Here is a 20125-nt window from a genome sequence, read left to right on the forward strand (position 1 = left end):
AATCTATACCTGCTGTAAGGTATACAAATCCACCGGAAAGAGGATTATATGTAATATCTGTAGACTATATCGCGCTTTTATATTTCTCTCATCAATAAGTCGCATTATGATAAGGTCTTCTTTGGACTTTGTTCTAGGAGTATAATATATCCTTGAACGATTAATATTTAGCAAATCACACTGTTGTGAAAGTGATAGATTTTCATCTTTAGATACCATAGTCACCTTCAATTTATGTTCACCTTTTTCAAGTTTTTTTAAGAAATTGTTCTCAATAGTTTGTTGTCCTATTAAACTTTGAAGATCTTCTTTTTCAGTTTCAAGCTCTTCAACTTTCTTCTTATTGATGTTATTTTTTTGAAATACAGATTCTGCATTTACTAAAAACTCTCGCTTCCATTGCCTTACTTGCTTTTTCTTCTGCCCATATCATCTTCTATTATAGATTTATATATACAGGAGTGAACTTAATTTTCAGAATATCTGTTTAAAAAAGTTAGACCGTTATACTTTCCTCTGTTGTTATTTTAGGTTAAGCAAATGAAAAGGTAATATATTCAGAAACCAATCGGACATAGACTTTTCTGGAGCTAGTTGAGTAACTATTGTTTTTTAATTCTCAATCATATTTTCCAGAATCGAAGGAACTTCTTCTTTTGCTATATATTTCTTGCTTTGCATATTTCTTAATATCCCTGTTAGTTTAAGAATATTAATAATTTATTTAAAATGAATTTATGATAGAGTATTTATAGTACTACGGGATAAGAGTAGTTATAGGCAAGAAGCGCTAAAGGTTCTTTTATACTGGAGAAATACTATGAATGAGATTGAACTGATAGAATCTAAAGAGAAAACGGATATCAAACTCTTTCCCAAATTAAAAGAAAGCCTGACCGAAACAAAGGGCTATTCCAGAAAACTACTGCCGATCCTTTCCTTTGACAGCGGGCTTATCCGTCCCGAATGGAAGGGAGTGAAGTTTAAATTTATTTATCATTCCCTTTCCATTTCCCGTTTGGATTTTAAACCGAAGGAGGGGAAATATGAACTTCTCGCCTTTGAAGGTACCATGAAATCTGTTCAAGATTATGGAGATATTGAACAGAACCAGCTCTATCTTAAACCCTTTGATGGAGATGAAAATATTGAGAAAACCCTGTTAAGCCGACAGTATTACAATGATAAGAATATTCTCCTTACCGAGTTAAAAGATCCTTTCGAGAAAACAGAAATTGAATATACAGTCATAAATTCACTTGAACTTCCGATTCGGAAAAAGAATTACTTTCGAATCGGAGAGACCTGGAATCCTTCCTGGGATGATGTGGAATACACCTATGATGATGAAGGTTACCTGAAGAAATACAAAAAATTATTTGAGCACAAAATGCTGACCGGAACCGAAAAGTTCACCTATTCGAAGCTGAAAAACGGGGTGAAGATTACCCATCCCAGACTTGGATGGTGTGCAACCATAAAAGAAGATAGTAAATACGGAACCTGGGATGTGGAGATAAAGGCCCCAACAAAGAATCCTATTCCCTAAACACAACAACATCACTGAATGAAGTAATTCGATACATTGTCTTTAACAATTTTCTCTTTGAAACTCATTTCAACTTTCTGAAAATATTCTGCTGGCAGGAAAATGATATGAAAATCAGAGAACTCATGACTCTGAATTACGATAAAGAGAGTGAACTTCCGCAAGTTTTTGATGTTCAGATCGAGATGATGGAAGACGAAACAAAAACCATCGACCTCTACTATCTGGAAAAGTCCGATGATAAAGTGGTCTTCCACATCCATGATCACGAAACTCAATTTACCCTAACAAAAATTGATCATGGATATAATGTCCTTCGTGAATACAAAAATGAAGAAGGAAACTATGATAAACCTAGAGAATACACCATTCACTCCAACCGCAACATAAAAGAAGTGATCATGAATATTCTTACAAACTTAAATTTATACGCCGATAATTTCGGCACAAAAGAAGAGGTCATTCCCTATTCTTACACAGCACTAAACTGTGAATACGAATATGCAGATAAAGAAAAAATGCGTCATGTCTACAGAATAGTACACCACACACCGACTACTAAAGCCTCTTTGTATTTAGACGAGCCCCACTGGTGTCAAAGTGATGCCCCCCCTTGATCCGGAGGGTAATCCAATGACCTTTGCTGCACAGCTAGAATATGGAGATATCTTCGGAACCCTCTACCTCTTTTACTCAGAAAAGTACAATCTGTTAAGCCAGGTGTTTCAGTGTACCTGATTTGAGAGAACATATATGGATACACAGCTGTCCAAAATAAATATTGAAACGGGTATTATAGAAACCGATCTCCAATTACAATAAAAGGATATCGACTAATGAGTCATCAGAATACCGTTTTTCACAACTTCTTCAATTTATTCAAAGACATGATTTTGCAAAGTTAGTTAAAAAGTATAAGGGAGACTTTCACTCCAATGGTTTTAGCTGTTTGCTCAACTCTCATGTCAAACTCAATCACTCTGGATACATTCCTTCTGTTCTGACCATGACAGACCCAGTTGTCATCCGGTGACATTGTAGTATTTGATAGTGCCTACAATAACTTTAAGATCTTTTCAAACCAAGACAATAGCAGCAATGTACAAGGATAGAAGGAAGATTCGAAATACACTAATGATACAGATCTGAATATGTATGATAAGCTATTTATTATTAAAAATGGATATGGCTAAACAAGCCTAAATTAATCGATGATTTTAGTGAAAGGAATACTGGACAGTTAGGTCTTGCTTGTTGAGATAATCTATTTTGGACAGCTATGATTCTAGAATTACTTGGATATGAAAGTTCTAAAACAACTGAGATATATACTCATGTGTCTAAGAATGCTATAAATAAAGTATAAAAACTTTTAGTGAGTTGTTCTAAAAAGGAGAATTTATGATAAATGAAAAATATAAACATTTGTGCTTACGACTCGATATGGGTGTTATAAGCACAATTAATTATACACAGACGTTGCCAGTAATTGAAATAAAAAGGTACAAAAAATGAAATTAATAGCTGTTGAAGAGCATTTTTTAACAAATGAAGTAAGTGAACAATGGAAAAAATATTCAAAGGACGATCCCACCAGTAATCTTCATCTAGGTGAGGTTGAAGATCGATTAGACGATATTAGTGAAGCACGTCTTAATTTAATGGATGAAACAGGTGTTGATATACAAGTCCTTTCTCTTACAAGTCCTGCACTTCACAACATACAAAACGGAAGTGTCCAATTAGCAAGGCGAACAAACGATTACTTATCAAAAATTATTGAAAAGTATCCGGAAAGGTTTCAAGGTTTTGCCACATTACCTATGCAATCACCTAAAGATATTGTAAAAGAACTAGAGCATTCAGTAAATTCTTTAGATTTTAAAGGAGCAATGCTTTGTGGAAGAACCGGAGAAAAAAATTTAGACCACAAAGATTATTGGGAACTGTTTGAATGTGCAGAGTCACTTGATGTTCCGTTGTTTATACATCCTCAAATTCCACAGAAAGCAATAAGAGATATCTATTACTCGGGTTTTGATGATTTTACCAATCTTGCTTTTTCTACATTTGGACTTGGTTGGCATTATGAAGCAGGAATTCAATTTATAAGATTAGTTTTAGCTAAAGTCTTTGATCGTTTCCCTAAATTGCAAATTGTTTTAGGGCATTGGGGCGAAGTTATTTTATTCTACACAGAAAGATTAGCGTCCTTAAGTAAGGTCAGCAAACTAGATAAAGCTTTTATAGATTATGTTCAACAAAATTTATATGTAACATCTAGTGGGATGTTTAGTTCTGAATATTTAAAACGTTCTGTTGAGATTATTGGAATTGATAGAATTTTATTTTCACAAGACTATCCTTATCAATACCGTCCTGGTAGAGATGCTCAGAATTTCTTGCAAAATTTAAATTTAAGTAAAGAAGATAAGGAAAAATTTGCTTTTAAAAATTGGGAGAGTTTAATAAATAGAAGTTAACATTCTTTTATGAGCATAAGAATCCGCCATCCATGGCGGATAGAAATTCAAGCTAGTTTATATGCAAGATTGAAAGATCCATTTGATAATCTTATTGTTATAATGGATTTATAAGACAGATGAATCAGGATTTGTAATTGGGAATAATAAAGTCTGACCGTTCGACATCCCTATCTCACTATATTTTATTACTCCGGCATTTACTGTTTATTACAGCTGAAACGGACAAAGTCTTTGTCATGTTTTTTGCCTTCGGGACGATTTGGCAGCTTAGCTCGGCGCTGAGACTGTAGAAAAAGCCAACTTTTCAACAGATCTCAAGAAATCCATGATAAAATTCCTAAAACGGGAGGATTCACATGGCAAAGTATAACGACTATTCTTACCAACAGACATTGATGAGTCCCGTAAGCTTCAAAAAGCAGATATTACCCGGTACATTCGAATACACACTTTCCCATTTAATTGATGAACAAATAGACCTGTCCATATTTGCCAACCGGTATGAAAATGATACTACCGATGCTCCTCAGTTTTTTGCGAAGCAAAAGACCGTGCGTACACCCCATATAAGGCACAACACCTATGATACGGCCATCCTGTTAAAAATTATCCTTTACACCAAAGGCATAAACAGCAGCCGGAAAATAGCCCAGCTATGTAATGAAAACATCGTAAGTATATACGAATAAGAAAGTAAGTAATTTCACATGTGTATTCAAAGATATTTATTTCTTGTCAATATAAATTGGAGGTGCGTATGCTTCTTTTAGCAATTATTTCAATTACATTAGCTTTAGTATTTTATTCTATTGGTGTCTGGAGTGAGAAACTACAGGGGAAACTCAGGTTATGGCATGTAATTATTTTTTGGATAGGTTTTATATTCGATTCGTTAGGGACAACCTTAATGAGTAAAATCGCCCAAAATGGTTTTCAAATAAATTTTCATGGTATTACAGGTATAGTCGCAATTTTATTAATGTTTTTTCATGCAACTTGGGCAAGCGTTGTAATAAAAGACAAAAATGAAATAGTACTATTAAAATTCCATAAATTCAGTATCTTTGTTTGGCTTGTTTGGCTGATTCCTTACATTTCTGGAGCCATATTTGGAATGGCAAGATGAGTACATAAATGAAATTAATAAGAAATCTAAAGTCTCGTTAGCTAGGCTCCCCTTCGCAGAGCTAAATAAGATACATTGAAACGACAAGAAGTAAGGTGTTCTGTAGAGTTCAACTATAAAATAAAGGAGAGACAATGGATATTAAATGAAAAGAATATCGTTTTTCCTCAAGGCAAAGATATGACCCAGTAGCTAATAAAATACCTCCTCATATCACATTAGTCTTTCCTTTTGAGAGTGATTTTTCAAAAGATGATATAGTTGACCATCTTGAACAAACTCTTAATAATGTTAAAGCTTTACCAATAAAATTAAGAAGTATAAAAGCTCAAGAGTCATATGGTTATTATTTAATTCTAAACATTTCTGAGGGCAAGGATATAATAACAAAATTGCATGAAAATCTATATAAAGGATTATTATCATCAATTAAGCCTAAATGACTAGACGTAAATAAATATACACCACATATCACTATTGGAAGATTTGACTCTAATGAAGGAATGCTTATTTCAGAAAAAGATTGCTCTAAATTTGACACGATATTTGAATCCTAAAAATAAAGAGGATATGAATGGAAAATTTAAAAGGAAATATTAGACATAGAAAGACTTATTAGTTTTAAACGAAATGATAGATAGTTGATAATTGCTACATAACAAGCTTTTGAACCAGATTTTACTATTGTCACACATATTGCTGAGCAAGATATGCGCCTCTATGTCTCAACTATGTTCAGGCTGTAAAACAGCTTAAAACGACGTTACATTCACGCAAATTTTAAACTTGACCAAATGAGACAAACGGTGAAACCTTAAGAAAATGAAAACGTCGTATATTAGCAGAACGTTAGGCACAATAATCAATTGAGTTTTGATTGAAAAGGAGTACTTAGATGATTGATAACTACATAATTTCAACAATGTCAAAGATAGAGAAGCTCGAGTTAGAATTAACTGTTTTTAATTCAAAAAGAGCATTGTCAAATATTGAAAAAAATATAGAAATTATAAGAATAGGTAATAGCACACTAATAATAGATAGAAATTCACCGAAATCTGGCTATTATAACCGAGTTAAAGGATTTGGTGATGGAGATATTGACAAACTCAAAAGTATACTCAATACGTATAGTAAATATAATATAGAACCTTTTTTTGAAGTTACACCCAATAATATAACCGAAAGTGTTTCAAAAGCTTTGAACAAAGAAGGTTATGCAAATATAGAGCAATTAGTCTATATGGAGTTGAATGAATTAGAAGTATCAGAGAGCAACAGAAATGTAGATTTTGAAATAGTTAAGGTGTCTGATGCCAATTCAGAAGAATTTGTAGATATTATTCAGCAGTCAAATGGAGGCATGGACATAAGTAAAGAGGTAGTTGAGAATAAGAAACATTATTTCTATAAACCGTGTTTTCATAACTACATAGCTTATAGTCGTGGTGAAGTAGCAGGAATGGGATCAATGTTTATTAGTGAGGATGCAGGATATATTGCAAATGATTACACATTTGAAAAAGCAAGAGGACTAGGATGTCAAAAAGTATTATTGACCCATAGAATAAACGAAGCAATAAATTTAGGTTTAAAAAGTCTTTATACAGATGTAGTATTTGGAAGCATTAGCCATAATAATATGAAGAAATTTGGATTTGAAGACGTATATACGAGCTCTTTCTGGGCAAAATAGATAATCGTTCATGAATACAATTGCTTACAATGCCTAACACAAGTATATCGATGGTCATGAATGATTCTATGGATTATCTTATTTGGTAGGGTATTTCAGGAAAGTAACCAGGTTTGTTTAAAAAAAAGAACGCCCTATCAGTCTTTATTATAATCAGCTAAACTAGTCGCTTCTTCAGGTGCTAAATACTTCTCCACCCCTACTAATTTACCGAGGTCTTTTATATGTGTTGGCTCATACCTATCCAATTGCTCATATTCGCCATCAACCCATCTAAAGTATGAGATAATTTTCAATCCTTCGTCAGTCTCTGCAACTATAAAAATTCTATGATATTTTGACTTTCCTTTCTTTACAGTTTTGTCACTACCTGTGTAACACAAATAGATTATTTCCTCACTCAACACACGTTTAATTACATCCCCACACTTTGGATTTTCGTACTTCCGTATTTGATAGAATGGACGCTTTTGGACATTTTCTAAATTAACCTTAATTAGTGTTTTAAAACGATACTTATCAAATTCTCCTTCCGATCTGCCAATACCAATATCATTGAAAATTGTATGAATGTAATCGTGTATTACAGAGTCATAAACCTTACATTCTTCATCACTAATGTTCTCATTATATCTCATTTTATTTGACTCAGATTCATAAGTCAAAAAAGATTCGATAAAGCTTTGTACTTGTTCCATACTTATTTTTTTGTATCAAATAATATATTGATATGGCAACCCCCAATTAAGACACTTTATTCACGAACAGGGAGTTCTTAAATTCAACAGGTGTCATGTAGCTTAATGATCCATGAAATTTTATATTATTGTACAGATATAATTCCATCTGTGCCCAACTCGTACCTTATTTACGCTTGCTTGTCTTCATTTCTGCTATCCACTTACTTATAGAAGATCTAGCGATATTATATTCAGCCACAATTTTATACTTTTGTGTATGGAGACTTATCATTTTTAATGATTTCAAATTGAGGCCTGAAGTCGGGTTTGATTATTTCAAATAGTTCAATGTAGTGTTTTACACGTTTTAGGGAAAGATTTTCTTTTATTGTGCATGGTATGGAATTTAGATAATTTTGTGTCTTGTCTTTTGTGAAATCAAAAAACAAAAAAAAATTTTCTAACAGCTTAGTAAGATGCCTGATTTTACCCGAATGAATCAATCTTAGGTTATAAGGGCCTTCAATATCCTTATCTTTTTCAATAGTTATGTTTATATCCAGATCATTCAAAAGTTCCATATATTTTTCAGCTCTATTTAAAGAAATATACTCTTTTATGGGATAAGGACACATTGAGAATATATTTTGAGATTCCTTGCGTAAATGTAATCCCCCCATTATTAACAGGAGTAATTTGTAGAATTATTTAAAACCATTCTAGGGGTAATGCCGCCCAAAAACGAATGAGGTCTTTCGTTATTGTATATCCACATCCATCTTGTCGCAAGTTCTTGTGCATGATAGATAGATTTGAAAATATTCAACTCTAGCCATTCATAATTGCATGTAAGCATTCTGTGTTGGCTTCCTTTTCTGGATAAAAGATAGTTCGAAACAGTTTTTTTCTACTCCATGTCTAAGAGCATCACTAATGTATTCTGGTCCATTGTCACACCTTAGTTTTTGTGGTTTTCCTCTCCATTCTATTATTTGCTGGAGTGATCTAATGATTCTTTCAGATGGAAGGGAAAAATCAAATTGGACTTCTCCCAATTTACTAGGAATTGACTTATTAACTTTGGCACAGTTTATCTTGATTCAGAATACGTTCTTATTGATCCAGAGAGGTTTACCTATTGTCCTTTTCCAGATTTCAGTAAGCCAACTATAAAGGTCTTCTTCTGAATCAAATTCTTCATTTGTTATTGTATCTCTCAGAAGATCTTCGTATTCAGTTCGCGTGGCATAGGACCAATTTTCTCTTCAGCAATGCTTTGCTAGTAATTCAATATTGATAGCGTTGACATGACAGTAGGCTTCCAATATTTTTTCTAGTTTTCTTGAGTTATTCATCATTATCTTTTGTTGCAATATTTTTGATAAGTTTCTCTGTCTTAATCTAAACCATTTAAATATGGGATAGATGTGATATATTATCTCTAAAAGATACTCTCACTTCATTGGTATGTACGAGTAAGAGGATTCTTCAAGAAAGGATTTCTTTTATTCTTTTCTTTATTAGAAACATGTATAAAAACGGAATATGTAAGAGGTTATTTTGGAAAAAAAAGTAATGATAGCACTCATATTTCTAGTTCTTATCTGTTGTACAAAAGAAGTTAAAATAGTCAAAACCCCTGATGAGCTATTATTTGAAGCCATAGATAAAAATGATATATCACTTCTGAAGGAGGCCATCAATTCTGGAGCGAATGTTAATGCAACCGACCTCGAGGAAGAGGCTGTTTATAACAATGGAGATAGCGCCTTAGTATTAACTTATGGATCTACAGATTTTGAAATATCCAAATATTTGATCGAGAACGGTGCAGAGATAGATGCCAGGGATATACATGGCAACACTGTGTTGATGCATTCTGCCCTATTTGCAGACTTAGAGAGAGTGAAATATCTAGTATCCCATGGTGCAGACGTAAATGCTAGTGCCATTGACGGTACTACTCCACTCATGAATGCATCAATAGCAGATTTCGAAACGATAGACAATGATTCCATGGAAAGATTAAGTACCAAAACAGTATCCTATCTTATTCAACATGGTGCAGAAGTCAATGCCAATAAAGAGGATGGAAATACCGCTCTGATGAATGCCTCTTGGTCTGGTAACTTATACACAGTTAAAACATTAATTTCAAATGGAGCCGATGTTAATAGTAAAGATATTGAAGGGACAACTCCCTTAATGTATGCTGTTGGTAGTAACAAGTACGCCCTCCTATCTGACAGAGAAATAAAAATGATATTAAAAATTGGTGATGCCTTGATTGCCAATAGTAATGTTAGTAAAACACATCCTGCTTTAACTGAGTTCAACGAACAAATAGAAGATCTTGGAAACACTGATATTTTAGGTGTTATGGAATTAATACAGACTGTCAATTATTTGATATTGATGGGAGCAAATGTTAACGATAGAAATAACAACGGGGCAACAGCTCTCATGCAGGCAGAATTAAAGGGAAATACAGAAATTATAGAAATCCTAAAGAAAAATGGTGCACGTCAATATCCTCTTGCTTTAGATATAGCAACAGATTATCTCATCACAGGTTGCCAACGAGGAGATATCACATTAATTGAACAGGCATTGAGAAATGGTGCAGATGTTAATAGGAAAAAAAGAGATTATATTAATAACAGTGGTGATACCCCTTTAGAAATAGCAATAAATGGGGGGTATCTGGAAGTTATCAACTATCTAATTGATAATGGAGCCAATCAATTAAATGAATCCTTATTATTTGCCTCACGCAAAGGAAATCTAAATACTGTTAAATTATTAATTGCTAGAGGAGCTAATATAAATTATGAAGATGAACATGGTAAAACAGCTCTAAAAATCGCATCTGTCTATCATAAAAAGGATGTTGTTGAATATTTAGAAACTTTTCAAAAAGGAAATTAGAGGTTTGAGTGAAGTGATCCCAAATTTCGAACACATAGTAAATTGCTTTCGACCATAAATATCATAGCCTCATACTTAGATGGAGTAATCCCTATTAAATGCTTTTGTGGTCTTTCTAAGATATATTTTTTTCAGATAACATCATTTAATTGAGATTTTGCTAAATCTATTATGTATTGATTTTGGTTCTCTTGTTTTACAATTTCTACCCAAAGCTTTTTAGCTTTCTTGCAATCAAATTTTACAAGAGCATCTACAGCATGAGTTCTTACTTTTGGATTTTCATCTTTTAATAATATCTCCAAAAGCTCAAGAGCATACTCATATTTAGAATAGTCTCCAAGTTGATCAGCAATATTCATCTTTATAAATTGATTTTTATTCTTCATAGACTCGTCTTCCTGCAATACTTCACCTAGAAAAAATAAATTATCTAGCATAATAAAATTACTTAATGCTTGTATTCCAAATCCTCTATGAAACTTGTCTTTCTCTATTCTTACATATCGTTTAATGAGTGGTATAGCTTTTGGATTGTGTAGTTCTCCTAAATTGAATACAGCTCCAGAACGTACACTGCCCTCTTCGTGTTCGAGGAAAGGTGCAATTAATTCAATAGCGTTTGGTGGATTCAAATCACTAATAGCATCAAGTGCTAATTCAATTTTGTTGGTATCAGTGCTGTTTAAATATTCTTTGATGGTCGACAAATCCATATAATCCGTTCTCTTTATCTACTCAACTTTTTGATTCATTCACTGGTAAATCAACATCTCTTTCTTGATATTGTAATGGACTATTTCTTATTTTCTGTGCTAGCTCTTCAATGTAGTCTATTCCCCTACTCTTGTAGTTGCCAGTTTCTTCTTTATTCAGGTAGATATTTATTTCAAATAATCCAACGGTACCACAGGTTACAGAGAGTAGAAATCCATCATTAACCTGATAAAAAATGTAATTCCATTGAGAACGATGTAATTCAATAAGATCAGCATTTTCCCTTATTTTAAAAGTAATTATCTCGCCATCTGCATCTCGGTGGTTAAAAAGTTTATAATTATCAATCACAGCATATTCTGAATTAGATTCATCAATTAAGTGGAATCCAGTTTGGGCTTGTATTTGATTAAGTGCCTCTTCAAGACGAGGTGCATTAAGATTATATATTTCCGTTTGTCTATTACCTTTTAAATCATATGGTAACCAGGCATATGAATAGGTTATTACATCGACTACATGTTGAACAATAGTTTGTCCACAAACGGATATAGGATCAGACCAGACTATTGGCTTACTATTTTTATTGTACAATATACCCTCTCCACATATCTCTATTTCAAGAGGATATAAAAAAGGAGAAGCATCATCAGGATGAAATACGCTAAACAATTCTTCTCTGACATTTGACGAACTAATAAGGATTATCTCATCTTTTTTATTCTGACGGGTCAACTTCCTTTTATTAGGATCGTAACTTGCCCATCCGCTAATGTTTATTTGATTTGGGTATAAAAGATTTGCAGTTAAAAGGATATCAACAGCATTACATAATTTATCTATCAAGGTAAGACAATCCTCTTTTGAAAAGAATAAATCCTTGATAATTTCCCCTTCAAACCACCAATCTGCTACAGGACCATAACTACGATTAATTACCATAAGTGTTAGTATCTGCCAATAGTAATCCCAAGTCAATAACAGTAAAAATTGAAAACCAGTATAAAAAATATAGTTTTTATATAAAATGATTTATATTACTAGTTTTAAGGATAAAGAAAGTGAAAGAAGTAATAGATATGATAAAAGCTTTGAATGTAGAGGAATTGAGACAGTGGCTAATAAACGGAAATAATCCCAATAGATCTTTAGGAGATAATTACAATTTCTCAATTCTTCAATATGTATTAGATGAGCTAGATGATGACGAATTTGATAATCAAAAGGGATCTAACATTGTTAGCTTACTCATTGAATATAATGTCGATGTAAATCAGTGTTGTGGTAATAAAAATGAGTTGCCTATTTTTAAAGCCATAAAAGAGAATAATCTGGAGATTACTAAACTTTTATTAAAAGCGGGAGCCAATATTGATTTTATAGATAATATTGGAGAATCCCCATTAAGGTATGCTGTATAAAATAGTGGAAGAACTCTTAAGCTACACAGATTTTGATTTAATAAATCAGGCAGGTGGATTTTGTGATTCAACTCCCTTGGGCATCGCATTTTCTAAATTAGATCTTACACTTATTGATTTACTGCTATCAAAGGGAGCCAATATAGAAGCCATAGATATGGATGGAAAAAAAACAATTGATAGAATCCCTGAAAATATAGATGTCACTATGAAAAGTAAGATTTTCACAATAATCCGTAAGTACAGAGACTGTAAATACTACTAATATTTTTATATGTATTATTTCTTTAATAATCTATAATCAATATCCACATATCTGTTTTTATAATAATTCGGGGAAAAACGAATCTCTTTTGCATGTTTTTTTATATACTCAATACCTGTATTGTTATATCACTTTACTCCTTTATCATCTAAATATATGTTTGTATCAAATATCACGACAGTACAACACCAGAATTCACTTATACTTCAAACACTACTAATAATTTGATTAATCTCCTCCCAATCAATATGTTTATTAAACTCTATTTCATCAAAAACAAAATCTAATTTCCCAATCTCTTTTTCAGGCACTTTTCTATTATTAACAATATATATTCCTTTAATGGCTTCTTTTTTAATTTCTAACTCAACAATTTCATCCACAATAAGAGAATGCAATTTTAAAGTAATTTCCTTATCTTTTGTATTTTGAAAATATGCAATCCAGCTAATTAGTGCTGTAACCCGTACCAGTTCATCAATATCGTTCTTCCATATGTTTTCTAGCTCAGTAATTATATATTTCCGTTCCCAATATGTGCTAAGAACCATAATTGCAGCCCTTCTAACTTCTGAATCTGTATGTTTTAAAAACCTTCTAACAACACTTTCGAATTCATACAACTCATTTTTACCTATATCAATTAAAGCATCATACATTTCAAATGTATCATCTGAGTTTATTTTCTTTCTTATGGATTCTATATCATACATAAGCTTATTTTCCTATTCGAGTTTTCCGAGAGTACAACGCCTGATATTTCTTTCTCGTTAAATCCTTTAATCCTGTTGTCATATAGAAGTTCTAGTAGTTTTGGTGATACGATAATTTGGTTAGGAATTTTATAGAGTTTATTTGAATGTGAAATCTTATTATAGAAAGCTATGTCATTCTCAAATATAGACCTAGCGGTGTTCTCTGAAACAAAATATCTACCATCACTAACGACAAAAAATATTTCATCTGATTTAGAAATTATATTTAGTTGTGATATTTTAGAAACACTGACAGGTTCTTCTACAGTAGTGTTAATTATCCATTTATAAAAGATGTTGCCTTCTCTCCCTAAAATCTCTTCAAATACAAATTTATTATTAAAATTAGTAAGGATATCTCTTAGAGACTTTGTAACAATGATATGTTCTGTATCTAAATCTTTAAGTATTTGTCGTTTTTTCATAGAACCCTCATTAACGACATTATCTTTTATTATTCCATAATTCGAGGGGATTCCAGGAAAGTAACCAGGATATTTGCCGATTTCATCTTTGTGAATCCTAATTTGATAGCTTAGTTGCCACTGAAGTTTTATTCTTTTCAAATAATGGCAAGCATTTATAATGTCTTTTTTTTGTTTAAATAAAAAGAACCAAGTTTCTTTAATTCTAAATATTGAAAAGTGTTCTGCAAATTCTTCTGCATCAATTCTGAGATGTGGTGTCTTAAATAAATCGATTTGAATCTTATAGTATATTTTCATTTTTTTCGCTAAGGATTACGGTTAGCCTATTCAAATTGACTCCCTTTGTCTTTTCTTTAATTAGTATATCAATAAATCTATTAGATATGATTAACCTAGGTTTTACCTTAAAGCACCTATCCTTATGTCTTATTGTTGAATAAAAAGCAATGCCATGATTTGTGATCTCTTTAGATGCATCTTCTTTAAGAAAATATCTTCCATCACTTGCCACTAAATGATAATTTGCTAATGCCGTTGGATTGCTTAACTTTTGTATTATTGGTATGTCAACTGGTGCCGTTAAGTATTTTTTTATCTCAGCAGTAAAGTAAATATTGCCCTTTTCATCGATTATTTGTTCATAGGCAATATTTTTTAAGTGTGCTTGAAATAGCTCTTTTGTTCTTGAGCTTAAAATGAGTTTGCCACTTGTCAAATCAATAAAAATATCTTTTTTTTGAATTATCCTTGAGTCTACTTGATTGCTAAGTAAAACATGATAATTTGAAAAGAATCCCGGGAAATAAGCTGGATATTCTGTTATCTCTTTATTAGATATGGATAGTCTATAATAAAAATCCCAGTTAAAATCTTGTTTCTTTAGGAAATCGATGGCATGATTTAATTCTGATCTATTATCAAATTGAAAAAACCATGAAATATCATTTCTATTTTTCTTAAAACGCTCTGCGAACTCAAGGGCATTTCTTTGTAATTCTTCTTCATCGGGAAAATCTATGTCAATGTGATAGTTCTTAATCATATTCCTTTATTTAACTCTTTAAACGAATCTCTGCTGTTGGCATGTCTTAATAACTTCCAAAACCCATCATAATTATTATAGCCATCTATTCTATAATCAAAGGATTATTTTTATTTAATATTGGCAAGAATCTATCAGTATTATTTAAACCTTTTATATTGTTATTGATGAGTGATTTTACTATTTTTCTCGACATAATTAGATAGGGAGGAACATCATAAGATACATCTTGATACCTCATTGAATGGCACATAACAATTCCAGCATTTTCAATTTCTTGTTCTAGTGCGCCATGAATATAATATCTTCCATCACTAACAATAAAATAAAGGTTATCACTACTATTTATTAGGTTAATTTCTGAAGCCTTGACAACATTTATGGGACTACTTAGTGCTATAACATTTTCTAGAAAATAGAATAGCTTTGACTTATCACTTTCAACAGGGATAAATTTTAATCCTTCAACTATGTTCTCTAATACTTTTTGGGTCTTTTCACTTAATATAATTCTATTGGAATCTAAGTCATTAATGATATCATAATTTCTTACTCTTCTTTCTAAGACAATACTATTCTTTAATATTTTATAATCTGAATAAATCCCAGGGAAATAGGCAGAATAGTCATCTATTTCATCATTACTTAGCTCAAATTCGTAGATAATCTCCCAATCAAAAGATTGTGATTCTAAAAAGGTTTTTGCTTTCAATAATTCTTTCTTATCAGATATCTTGAAGAACCAAGTCTTTTCGATTCGGCTACTACTAAACTGAATTGCAAATTGATTGGCATCTTCCATATATTGGTTATTATCCAAAGGATCTATTTCAATTCTATAATTTACTTTCATAAAGCTTGATTTGAGGAGAGTTCACTCCTTTTTTCCTCAGATGATGTATTATAACTGAATTGCCTAATCATTTTTTCCTTCTCTCGAGTTATCTATTCCAAGAGTCAGACCTAAACATTTACTATAGTAATTTTACTATAATTTAGAAAGCTTGTACTACACGGACTTGTTACTTTCTGATGATATTTTCTTTCTATTAAAGGTATATTTGAGAATTAATAAGGTTCACCATTGTTTAGCTGAATTTGTTAACAGTAAAGGACATTGTAGAAGGATCATTAAGCGAAAACTCAAAACCGGTTACACCTTTAGACCCTATTTGAGAGCGTAAAAATAGTTATCTGTATTTTAAGAAGATATTAAAAGTTCATGGTCTTTAGTACTTTTTCTCACAACCAGAGATACACAAGGACATGAGCTCAAGTTCAGACTAGAAATTAAGAGAAGGGTAAATTATTTACCCTTCTAACGTTAAGGCAATTGCGACTTAGTCAGGGAACTCATCATGAACAAATGAACTTACATCAAAACTTAGTTGATTCGCTAGATAGGTTCCATTACCTCTGACAATTTGTAGAGAATAAGAAAGTGCCCAAATAGCTGCTGATTTCTGTGGTGGTGTTACCAATTGTTTATTAACAGTATCTTCTCTAAATTCTTCAGTACTATCTGTTGTCTCCCAACCTAATTCAGTGGATATTTCAGCAGAAACTTCTCCGCCCAAACATGCAACTCCACTTGAGTAAGAAACCTTAATTCCAGTATGAACATAAAATGAACTACTCGTTGATTCAGATATACCTGTAGTAATACTTCTACTTACTACTTGATCTACTGATGTCATATTGTAATCATATAATTCTCTTTTGTACGAAATCTGTCGTTCTACTTGATAAAATGGTGAATTATTAACTTTCCAGGATAAACTATAAGCATCATCGTTTATTGCGGTAAAAGGAACAGATATTATTCTATCAATAGTCTTGCCAGCATATTCTGGAGGCATAAAGTGTCCAGAAAGTTTTGGAACTTCTGGTACTGAAGATACTTCAACAGGAAATTGTAAATATAAGCAGTTTAATTCTGGAGCATCTGTTGGCTTACTATATTTATTATTTCCAACAAATGTATTTGGAGCAAACACTCCTTTTTCAGAATCTAGGGTCTCACTATTTGCTTGAATTTGAAATGAAGTAAAATCACTCTTTGCACCAGAACCATGATCTGCCCATATTTCATTACCTATTCTTCCCCTGTCTGTTAAATCCTTTCTTACACACATAATGTCATTCAGAGAAGGAATATTATATCCACGAACAAAGACATCCCCTAGACTTACATATCCAGTAGGAGCTTTAGGTCGCCAGCAGGACCCATCCATATGTGCACCAGAACCATGATCTGCCCAAATCAAATCATATCCTATAGGTCTTTTTATTGCATCCTCACATCCAGGTGCAGCTTTAATACAAATACTCGCTCTTTTACCATTTATATTATCGTAATTCGATGTACCAATGCTTCCTAATGGATAAAAACCAGATGGGGCTATTGGATGCCAAAATGCTCCATCACTATGAGCCCCACTTCCACTGTCATTATATCTTAGTTCAAAATAATCTGTGAATGTAAGAATTAGGTCGCCAAACTGTTTTTCTTTTTTCATTATCTAATCTCCTATTAAGACTGTATAAGTTTATAGCTGGCCAACTAATAAGCTTTATCATAATAGACACATGAATCATATTTAATGTTCAGAAGAAAGGAACGAGATACTATTAAATAAATATACTAATTATGTACGTTAATAATCTGTGATTATAGATAGAATTTTAAAATCTTAGCCATAACAATGAAAAGAAAGTTTTTTAAGTATGAATAGGCTTTCTTATTTCATTCTATATAGTAATTTATAGTTGGAAATCCTTACCTAGCTTAAATCAATTAGACTTGAAAGCAACCTTATAAAAGTTTCTTGAATTAAAGCTTTTATTTCTTGACTACTCTCTTTTAAATATCAGGCGCATCAGGGAACCACATAATATTATCACCAGCATCAACATGAGATTCACCCGGATCCACAACAGCTCCTTTGGTGATTTTCTCTTTGGTCTTGTATTTACAATGTGGACAGTGGACAGTCTTCATAAAGATCTTACCCCCAGTTTGCATGTAATACTTGATAAGATCCTTTTTAATTTTTAAAGCTTTGTTACAATAAGGACATAATCTCTGAAGACCTATTTGAATAGGGATAAGGATAGGGAATATTAAGAAAACAAAAAGTGGAAAAAGATGATGTTCCCCTACAAACGCTATGATATCACCAGTAGTACTGGTTATTGCACCCATAAGTAAAACACTTAATCCTAAGGCAAAGGCTATACCTACTAGAATGGAAATGACAATAAGGGAAAGTTTCATCTTTGTGAGATAATCTGATATTTTTCCAAGTAAAGTTTTCTTTAAAGCTATCTTTTTACTATTCATCATTACTCATATTCTATCATGTTACATGATAATTACACAGAAGATTCCCTATTCCTTCGTATATCCGAAGAAATACCCCCTGCTTATCTAAATAGGGGGTATTCATTTAGGACTAATGAATTAGCGTTTCTTAATTTGTTTAATGTACTTGGCTAATTGTTTGCCTTTTGCTTTTTTGTCTAAGTTTGCCTTGGCTGATACTTTACTATCAAGATACTTGAGTTCTTTTTTCATATCCAGATAATTTTGATAACGCCTGTAATCCAATTCGCCATCAGCTAAAGCTTGTTGAACAGCACATCCTGGTTCTCCACTATGGGAACAATCAGTAAATCGACAATCTTCACTGATAGATCTAATGTCTTCAAAGGAATCACCTAAAGAATCTTCAGAACCCCATAATTGTAATTCCTTTAATCCTGGAGTATCGATGAGCAGTCCTCCATTTTTCATAAGAAGTAATTCCTTATGGGTAGTAGTATGCTTCCCCTTTTGATCACTTTCTCTAATACCCCCGGTTCTCATTAATTCTTCTCCATAGAGAGCATTAATTAAGGTCGACTTCCCTACTCCAGAAAAGCCTGTGAACATCAGAGTCATCCCTGGTCTGATATAATTTTTTAGTTCCTCGATGCCTTCTCCTGTAACAGTACTTGTTAGGTGAATGTATACACCAGGAGCTAAAGCTTCCGTTTGATAGACGAAGTCCTCACTATCACTACAAAGATCGCTTTTATTAAGGATAATGACTGGGGTCGCCCCACTATCCCAAGCTCTGGTAAGGAACCTCTCAACGGCACCAGAGGAATAATTTCGTCCCCCCTCTAAAGAGAAGACTAAGAAAATCATATCCACATTGGCTGCGATGATTTGCTCTGAGGCTTCTATCCCTGCCTGTTTTCGGGAAAAAGAACTGCGACGCTCGATCAATTTGTTGATAACAGCAGTGTCGTCCTTGATTTCTACAGCCACCCAATCTCCCACGGTGGGATAATCTGATGAGTTTACAGCGGTGTACATAAAATGCCCGGACACTTGACCTTTATAACTACCAGTTTCAGTTACCACTTGGTAAATGTGTTTTGACTCTTTTATAATTCTACCAGGAACAATTCCCTCATAGACATTCAAAGCAAATTTTTCTTTAAAGTAACGATTCCAACCCCATTTATCTAAGTTCATTATGAGCTCCTACGATTGATGAACTGATAATACTATTCAGTGTTCCTTCCACAGGGAAAGGCAACATCGTGATAGCTTGTACTGCTAACGTAAGTAGTAAGACTTCGTTGTCATCACCAGCAATTCTGGTGGGGCGTATAAAGCCACACTTCTCACATCTGTGAATCAATGACCATTCTTTATTGCTTTTAACCCATATAGAGATGGGTTTCATTAATCCTCTACAACCAGAACGTCTATCTCCCGGTTTCATATCCATATGACGGCTATAGAGACAGTAAGGACAATGATTTCTATGCTCACTACCAAATTCAATGGGACTTACAGTTTGACCGCATTTCTGGCATATAAATGTTTGAGTATAATTAATGTTTGATTTGTCGTATCTGGACAAAGATCTATCTCCTCATTTTTTTGTTTTGAGCAGATGTTGATGTCCTGTTAGAATAATTTAAGACTAGTTTGAATTTTCTTTAATTAGTTAGAATTAAGTTAATAATCCTTAAA

The 20125-nt window shown here is 32.7% G+C and carries 23 protein-coding genes and 1 pseudogene; 11 read left to right on the forward strand and 13 right to left on the reverse strand.

Going from position 1 to position 20125, the window contains the following annotated elements:
* The first annotated feature begins 820 nt into the window (after nucleotides 1–820).
* The 8 genes and pseudogenes from K345_RS0104570 (at nucleotide 821) to K345_RS0104600 (ending at nucleotide 6857) form a co-directional block, all read left to right on the forward strand.
* Complete coding sequence (locus K345_RS0104570; RefSeq protein ID WP_028973176.1) at nucleotides 821–1549, forward strand: hypothetical protein; 729 nt, start codon at nucleotides 821–823, stop codon at nucleotides 1547–1549.
* Nucleotides 1550–1656: 107 nt separating this feature from the next.
* Nucleotides 1657–2166 carry a hypothetical protein gene (locus K345_RS0104575; RefSeq protein ID WP_028973177.1) on the forward strand — a complete coding sequence of 170 codons (510 nt, stop codon included), beginning with the start codon at nucleotides 1657–1659 and terminating at the stop codon, nucleotides 2164–2166.
* A 209-nt stretch (nucleotides 2167–2375) separates the two neighbouring features.
* Nucleotides 2376–2582: a DUF4372 domain-containing protein gene (locus K345_RS23770; protein WP_425423280.1), complete on the forward strand. Its 207-nt coding sequence runs from the start codon at nucleotides 2376–2378 to the stop codon at nucleotides 2580–2582.
* A 478-nt stretch (nucleotides 2583–3060) separates the two neighbouring features.
* The gene (locus K345_RS0104585; protein WP_028973178.1) at nucleotides 3061–4032 is read left to right on the forward strand and encodes an amidohydrolase family protein; all 972 of its coding nucleotides are present in this window, start codon (nucleotides 3061–3063) and stop codon (nucleotides 4030–4032) included.
* A 359-nt stretch (nucleotides 4033–4391) separates the two neighbouring features.
* Nucleotides 4392–4724, forward strand: a complete 333-nt coding sequence (locus tag K345_RS19740) for a transposase (protein ID WP_053228066.1) — start codon at nucleotides 4392–4394, stop codon at nucleotides 4722–4724.
* A gap of 68 nt (nucleotides 4725–4792) precedes the next feature.
* A complete protein-coding gene (locus tag K345_RS0104595; protein WP_028973179.1) occupies nucleotides 4793–5161 on the forward strand; it encodes an HsmA family protein in 369 nt (122 codons plus the stop codon).
* A gap of 170 nt (nucleotides 5162–5331) precedes the next feature.
* Nucleotides 5332–5604, forward strand: a pseudogene (locus tag K345_RS23775) (2'-5' RNA ligase family protein); the annotation flags it as partial.
* Between the two features lie 452 nt (nucleotides 5605–6056).
* Nucleotides 6057–6857 (forward strand): GNAT family N-acetyltransferase, encoded by an 801-nt coding sequence (locus K345_RS0104600; protein WP_028973180.1) that lies wholly within the window; start codon nucleotides 6057–6059, stop codon nucleotides 6855–6857.
* Nucleotides 6858–6994: 137 nt separating this feature from the next.
* Here the strand turns inward: K345_RS0104600 and K345_RS0104605 are convergent, their stop codons facing one another.
* From K345_RS0104605 to K345_RS23780, 3 genes are all read right to left on the reverse strand, one after another.
* Nucleotides 6995–7555, reverse strand: coding sequence for a hypothetical protein (locus K345_RS0104605; protein WP_028973181.1), 561 nt, complete (start codon nucleotides 7553–7555; stop codon nucleotides 6995–6997).
* Between the two features lie 245 nt (nucleotides 7556–7800).
* Nucleotides 7801–8172 carry a hypothetical protein gene (locus tag K345_RS23300; protein WP_028973182.1) on the reverse strand — a complete coding sequence of 124 codons (372 nt, stop codon included), beginning with the start codon at nucleotides 8170–8172 and terminating at the stop codon, nucleotides 7801–7803.
* 47 nt (nucleotides 8173–8219) lie between these two features.
* The gene (locus K345_RS23780; RefSeq protein ID WP_083963633.1) at nucleotides 8220–8393 is read right to left on the reverse strand and encodes an integrase core domain-containing protein; all 174 of its coding nucleotides are present in this window, start codon (nucleotides 8391–8393) and stop codon (nucleotides 8220–8222) included.
* Nucleotides 8394–9097: 704 nt separating this feature from the next.
* On the opposite strand from K345_RS23780, the gene K345_RS0104620 reads away from it, so the two are divergent.
* Entirely contained in the window at nucleotides 9098–10465 is a 1368-nt protein-coding gene (locus tag K345_RS0104620; RefSeq protein WP_028973183.1) for an ankyrin repeat domain-containing protein, read from the forward strand.
* Between the two features lie 131 nt (nucleotides 10466–10596).
* Here the strand turns inward: K345_RS0104620 and K345_RS0104625 are convergent, their stop codons facing one another.
* The gene (locus K345_RS0104625) at nucleotides 10597–11181 is read right to left on the reverse strand and encodes a HEAT repeat domain-containing protein (RefSeq protein ID WP_028973184.1); all 585 of its coding nucleotides are present in this window, start codon (nucleotides 11179–11181) and stop codon (nucleotides 10597–10599) included.
* A 22-nt stretch (nucleotides 11182–11203) separates the two neighbouring features.
* Entirely contained in the window at nucleotides 11204–12124 is a 921-nt protein-coding gene (locus tag K345_RS0104630; protein ID WP_028973185.1) for a hypothetical protein, read from the reverse strand.
* 119 nt (nucleotides 12125–12243) lie between these two features.
* On the opposite strand from K345_RS0104630, the gene K345_RS0104635 reads away from it, so the two are divergent.
* On the forward strand, nucleotides 12244–12603 hold the full coding sequence (locus K345_RS0104635; protein WP_028973186.1) for an ankyrin repeat domain-containing protein: 360 nt from the start codon (nucleotides 12244–12246) through the stop codon (nucleotides 12601–12603).
* The gene (locus K345_RS0104640) at nucleotides 12593–12868 is read left to right on the forward strand and encodes a hypothetical protein (RefSeq protein ID WP_028973187.1); all 276 of its coding nucleotides are present in this window, start codon (nucleotides 12593–12595) and stop codon (nucleotides 12866–12868) included. The genes K345_RS0104635 and K345_RS0104640 overlap by 11 nt, the downstream gene beginning before the upstream one ends.
* Nucleotides 12869–13074: 206 nt before the next feature.
* Here the strand turns inward: K345_RS0104640 and K345_RS0104645 are convergent, their stop codons facing one another.
* The 8 genes from K345_RS0104645 to K345_RS0104680 form a co-directional block, all read right to left on the reverse strand.
* On the reverse strand, nucleotides 13075–13581 hold the full coding sequence (locus tag K345_RS0104645; RefSeq protein ID WP_028973188.1) for a HEAT repeat domain-containing protein: 507 nt from the start codon (nucleotides 13579–13581) through the stop codon (nucleotides 13075–13077).
* Complete coding sequence (locus K345_RS0104650; protein ID WP_028973189.1) at nucleotides 13569–14348, reverse strand: hypothetical protein; 780 nt, start codon at nucleotides 14346–14348, stop codon at nucleotides 13569–13571. The genes K345_RS0104645 and K345_RS0104650 overlap by 13 nt, the downstream gene beginning before the upstream one ends.
* Nucleotides 14332–15093, reverse strand: coding sequence for a hypothetical protein (locus K345_RS0104655; RefSeq protein ID WP_028973190.1), 762 nt, complete (start codon nucleotides 15091–15093; stop codon nucleotides 14332–14334). Before K345_RS0104655 ends, K345_RS0104650 begins: the two co-directional genes overlap by 17 nt.
* A gap of 85 nt (nucleotides 15094–15178) precedes the next feature.
* Nucleotides 15179–15946, reverse strand: a complete 768-nt coding sequence (locus K345_RS0104660) for a hypothetical protein (RefSeq protein WP_028973191.1) — start codon at nucleotides 15944–15946, stop codon at nucleotides 15179–15181.
* A 487-nt stretch (nucleotides 15947–16433) separates the two neighbouring features.
* The gene (locus tag K345_RS22155) at nucleotides 16434–17612 is read right to left on the reverse strand and encodes a Vps62-related protein (RefSeq protein ID WP_028973192.1); all 1179 of its coding nucleotides are present in this window, start codon (nucleotides 17610–17612) and stop codon (nucleotides 16434–16436) included.
* A gap of 344 nt (nucleotides 17613–17956) precedes the next feature.
* A complete protein-coding gene (locus tag K345_RS0104670) occupies nucleotides 17957–18436 on the reverse strand; it encodes a hypothetical protein (protein ID WP_028973193.1) in 480 nt (159 codons plus the stop codon).
* A 120-nt stretch (nucleotides 18437–18556) separates the two neighbouring features.
* Nucleotides 18557–19618, reverse strand: a complete 1062-nt coding sequence (gene rsgA / locus K345_RS0104675; RefSeq protein ID WP_028973194.1) for a ribosome small subunit-dependent GTPase A — start codon at nucleotides 19616–19618, stop codon at nucleotides 18557–18559.
* A complete protein-coding gene (locus tag K345_RS0104680) occupies nucleotides 19605–20012 on the reverse strand; it encodes an RNHCP domain-containing protein (protein WP_037571323.1) in 408 nt (135 codons plus the stop codon). The genes rsgA and K345_RS0104680 overlap by 14 nt, the downstream gene beginning before the upstream one ends.
* Between the last annotated feature and the right edge of the window lie 113 nt (nucleotides 20013–20125).

The sequence above is a fragment of the Spirochaeta cellobiosiphila DSM 17781 genome (assembly GCF_000426705.1).
Lineage (GTDB): Bacteria > Spirochaetota > Spirochaetia > DSM-17781 > DSM-17781 > Spirochaeta_E > Spirochaeta_E cellobiosiphila.

Bases quoted from the DNA above. Each gene is read 5' to 3' on its own strand.
- K345_RS19740 (WP_053228066.1), top strand. From the start codon at position 4,392: ATGGCAAAGTATAACGACTATTCTTACCAACAGACATTGATGAGTCCC.
- K345_RS0104595 (WP_028973179.1), top strand. From the start codon at position 4,793: ATGCTTCTTTTAGCAATTATTTCAATTACATTAGCTTTAGTATTTTAT.
- K345_RS0104655 (WP_028973190.1), bottom strand. From the start codon at position 15,093: ATGATTAAGAACTATCACATTGACATAGATTTTCCCGATGAAGAAGAA.
- K345_RS0104575 (WP_028973177.1), top strand. From the start codon at position 1,657: ATGAAAATCAGAGAACTCATGACTCTGAATTACGATAAAGAGAGTGAA.
- K345_RS0104625 (WP_028973184.1), bottom strand. From the start codon at position 11,181: ATGGATTTGTCGACCATCAAAGAATATTTAAACAGCACTGATACCAAC.
- K345_RS0104650 (WP_028973189.1), bottom strand. From the start codon at position 14,348: ATGAAAATATACTATAAGATTCAAATCGATTTATTTAAGACACCACAT.
- K345_RS0104600 (WP_028973180.1), top strand. From the start codon at position 6,057: ATGATTGATAACTACATAATTTCAACAATGTCAAAGATAGAGAAGCTC.
- K345_RS0104630 (WP_028973185.1), bottom strand. From the start codon at position 12,124: ATGGTAATTAATCGTAGTTATGGTCCTGTAGCAGATTGGTGGTTTGAA.
- K345_RS0104640 (WP_028973187.1), top strand. From the start codon at position 12,593: ATGCTGTATAAAATAGTGGAAGAACTCTTAAGCTACACAGATTTTGAT.
- K345_RS23300 (WP_028973182.1), bottom strand. From the start codon at position 8,172: ATGTGTCCTTATCCCATAAAAGAGTATATTTCTTTAAATAGAGCTGAA.
- K345_RS0104645 (WP_028973188.1), bottom strand. From the start codon at position 13,581: ATGTATGATATAGAATCCATAAGAAAGAAAATAAACTCAGATGATACA.
- K345_RS0104605 (WP_028973181.1), bottom strand. From the start codon at position 7,555: ATGGAACAAGTACAAAGCTTTATCGAATCTTTTTTGACTTATGAATCT.
- rsgA (WP_028973194.1), bottom strand. From the start codon at position 19,618: ATGAACTTAGATAAATGGGGTTGGAATCGTTACTTTAAAGAAAAATTT.
- K345_RS23780 (WP_083963633.1), bottom strand. From the start codon at position 8,393: ATGCTTACATGCAATTATGAATGGCTAGAGTTGAATATTTTCAAATCT.
- K345_RS22155 (WP_028973192.1), bottom strand. From the start codon at position 17,612: ATGAAAAAAGAAAAACAGTTTGGCGACCTAATTCTTACATTCACAGAT.
- K345_RS0104660 (WP_028973191.1), bottom strand. From the start codon at position 15,946: ATGAAAGTAAATTATAGAATTGAAATAGATCCTTTGGATAATAACCAA.
- K345_RS0104570 (WP_028973176.1), top strand. From the start codon at position 821: ATGAATGAGATTGAACTGATAGAATCTAAAGAGAAAACGGATATCAAA.
- K345_RS0104585 (WP_028973178.1), top strand. From the start codon at position 3,061: ATGAAATTAATAGCTGTTGAAGAGCATTTTTTAACAAATGAAGTAAGT.
- K345_RS0104670 (WP_028973193.1), bottom strand. From the start codon at position 18,436: ATGAATAGTAAAAAGATAGCTTTAAAGAAAACTTTACTTGGAAAAATA.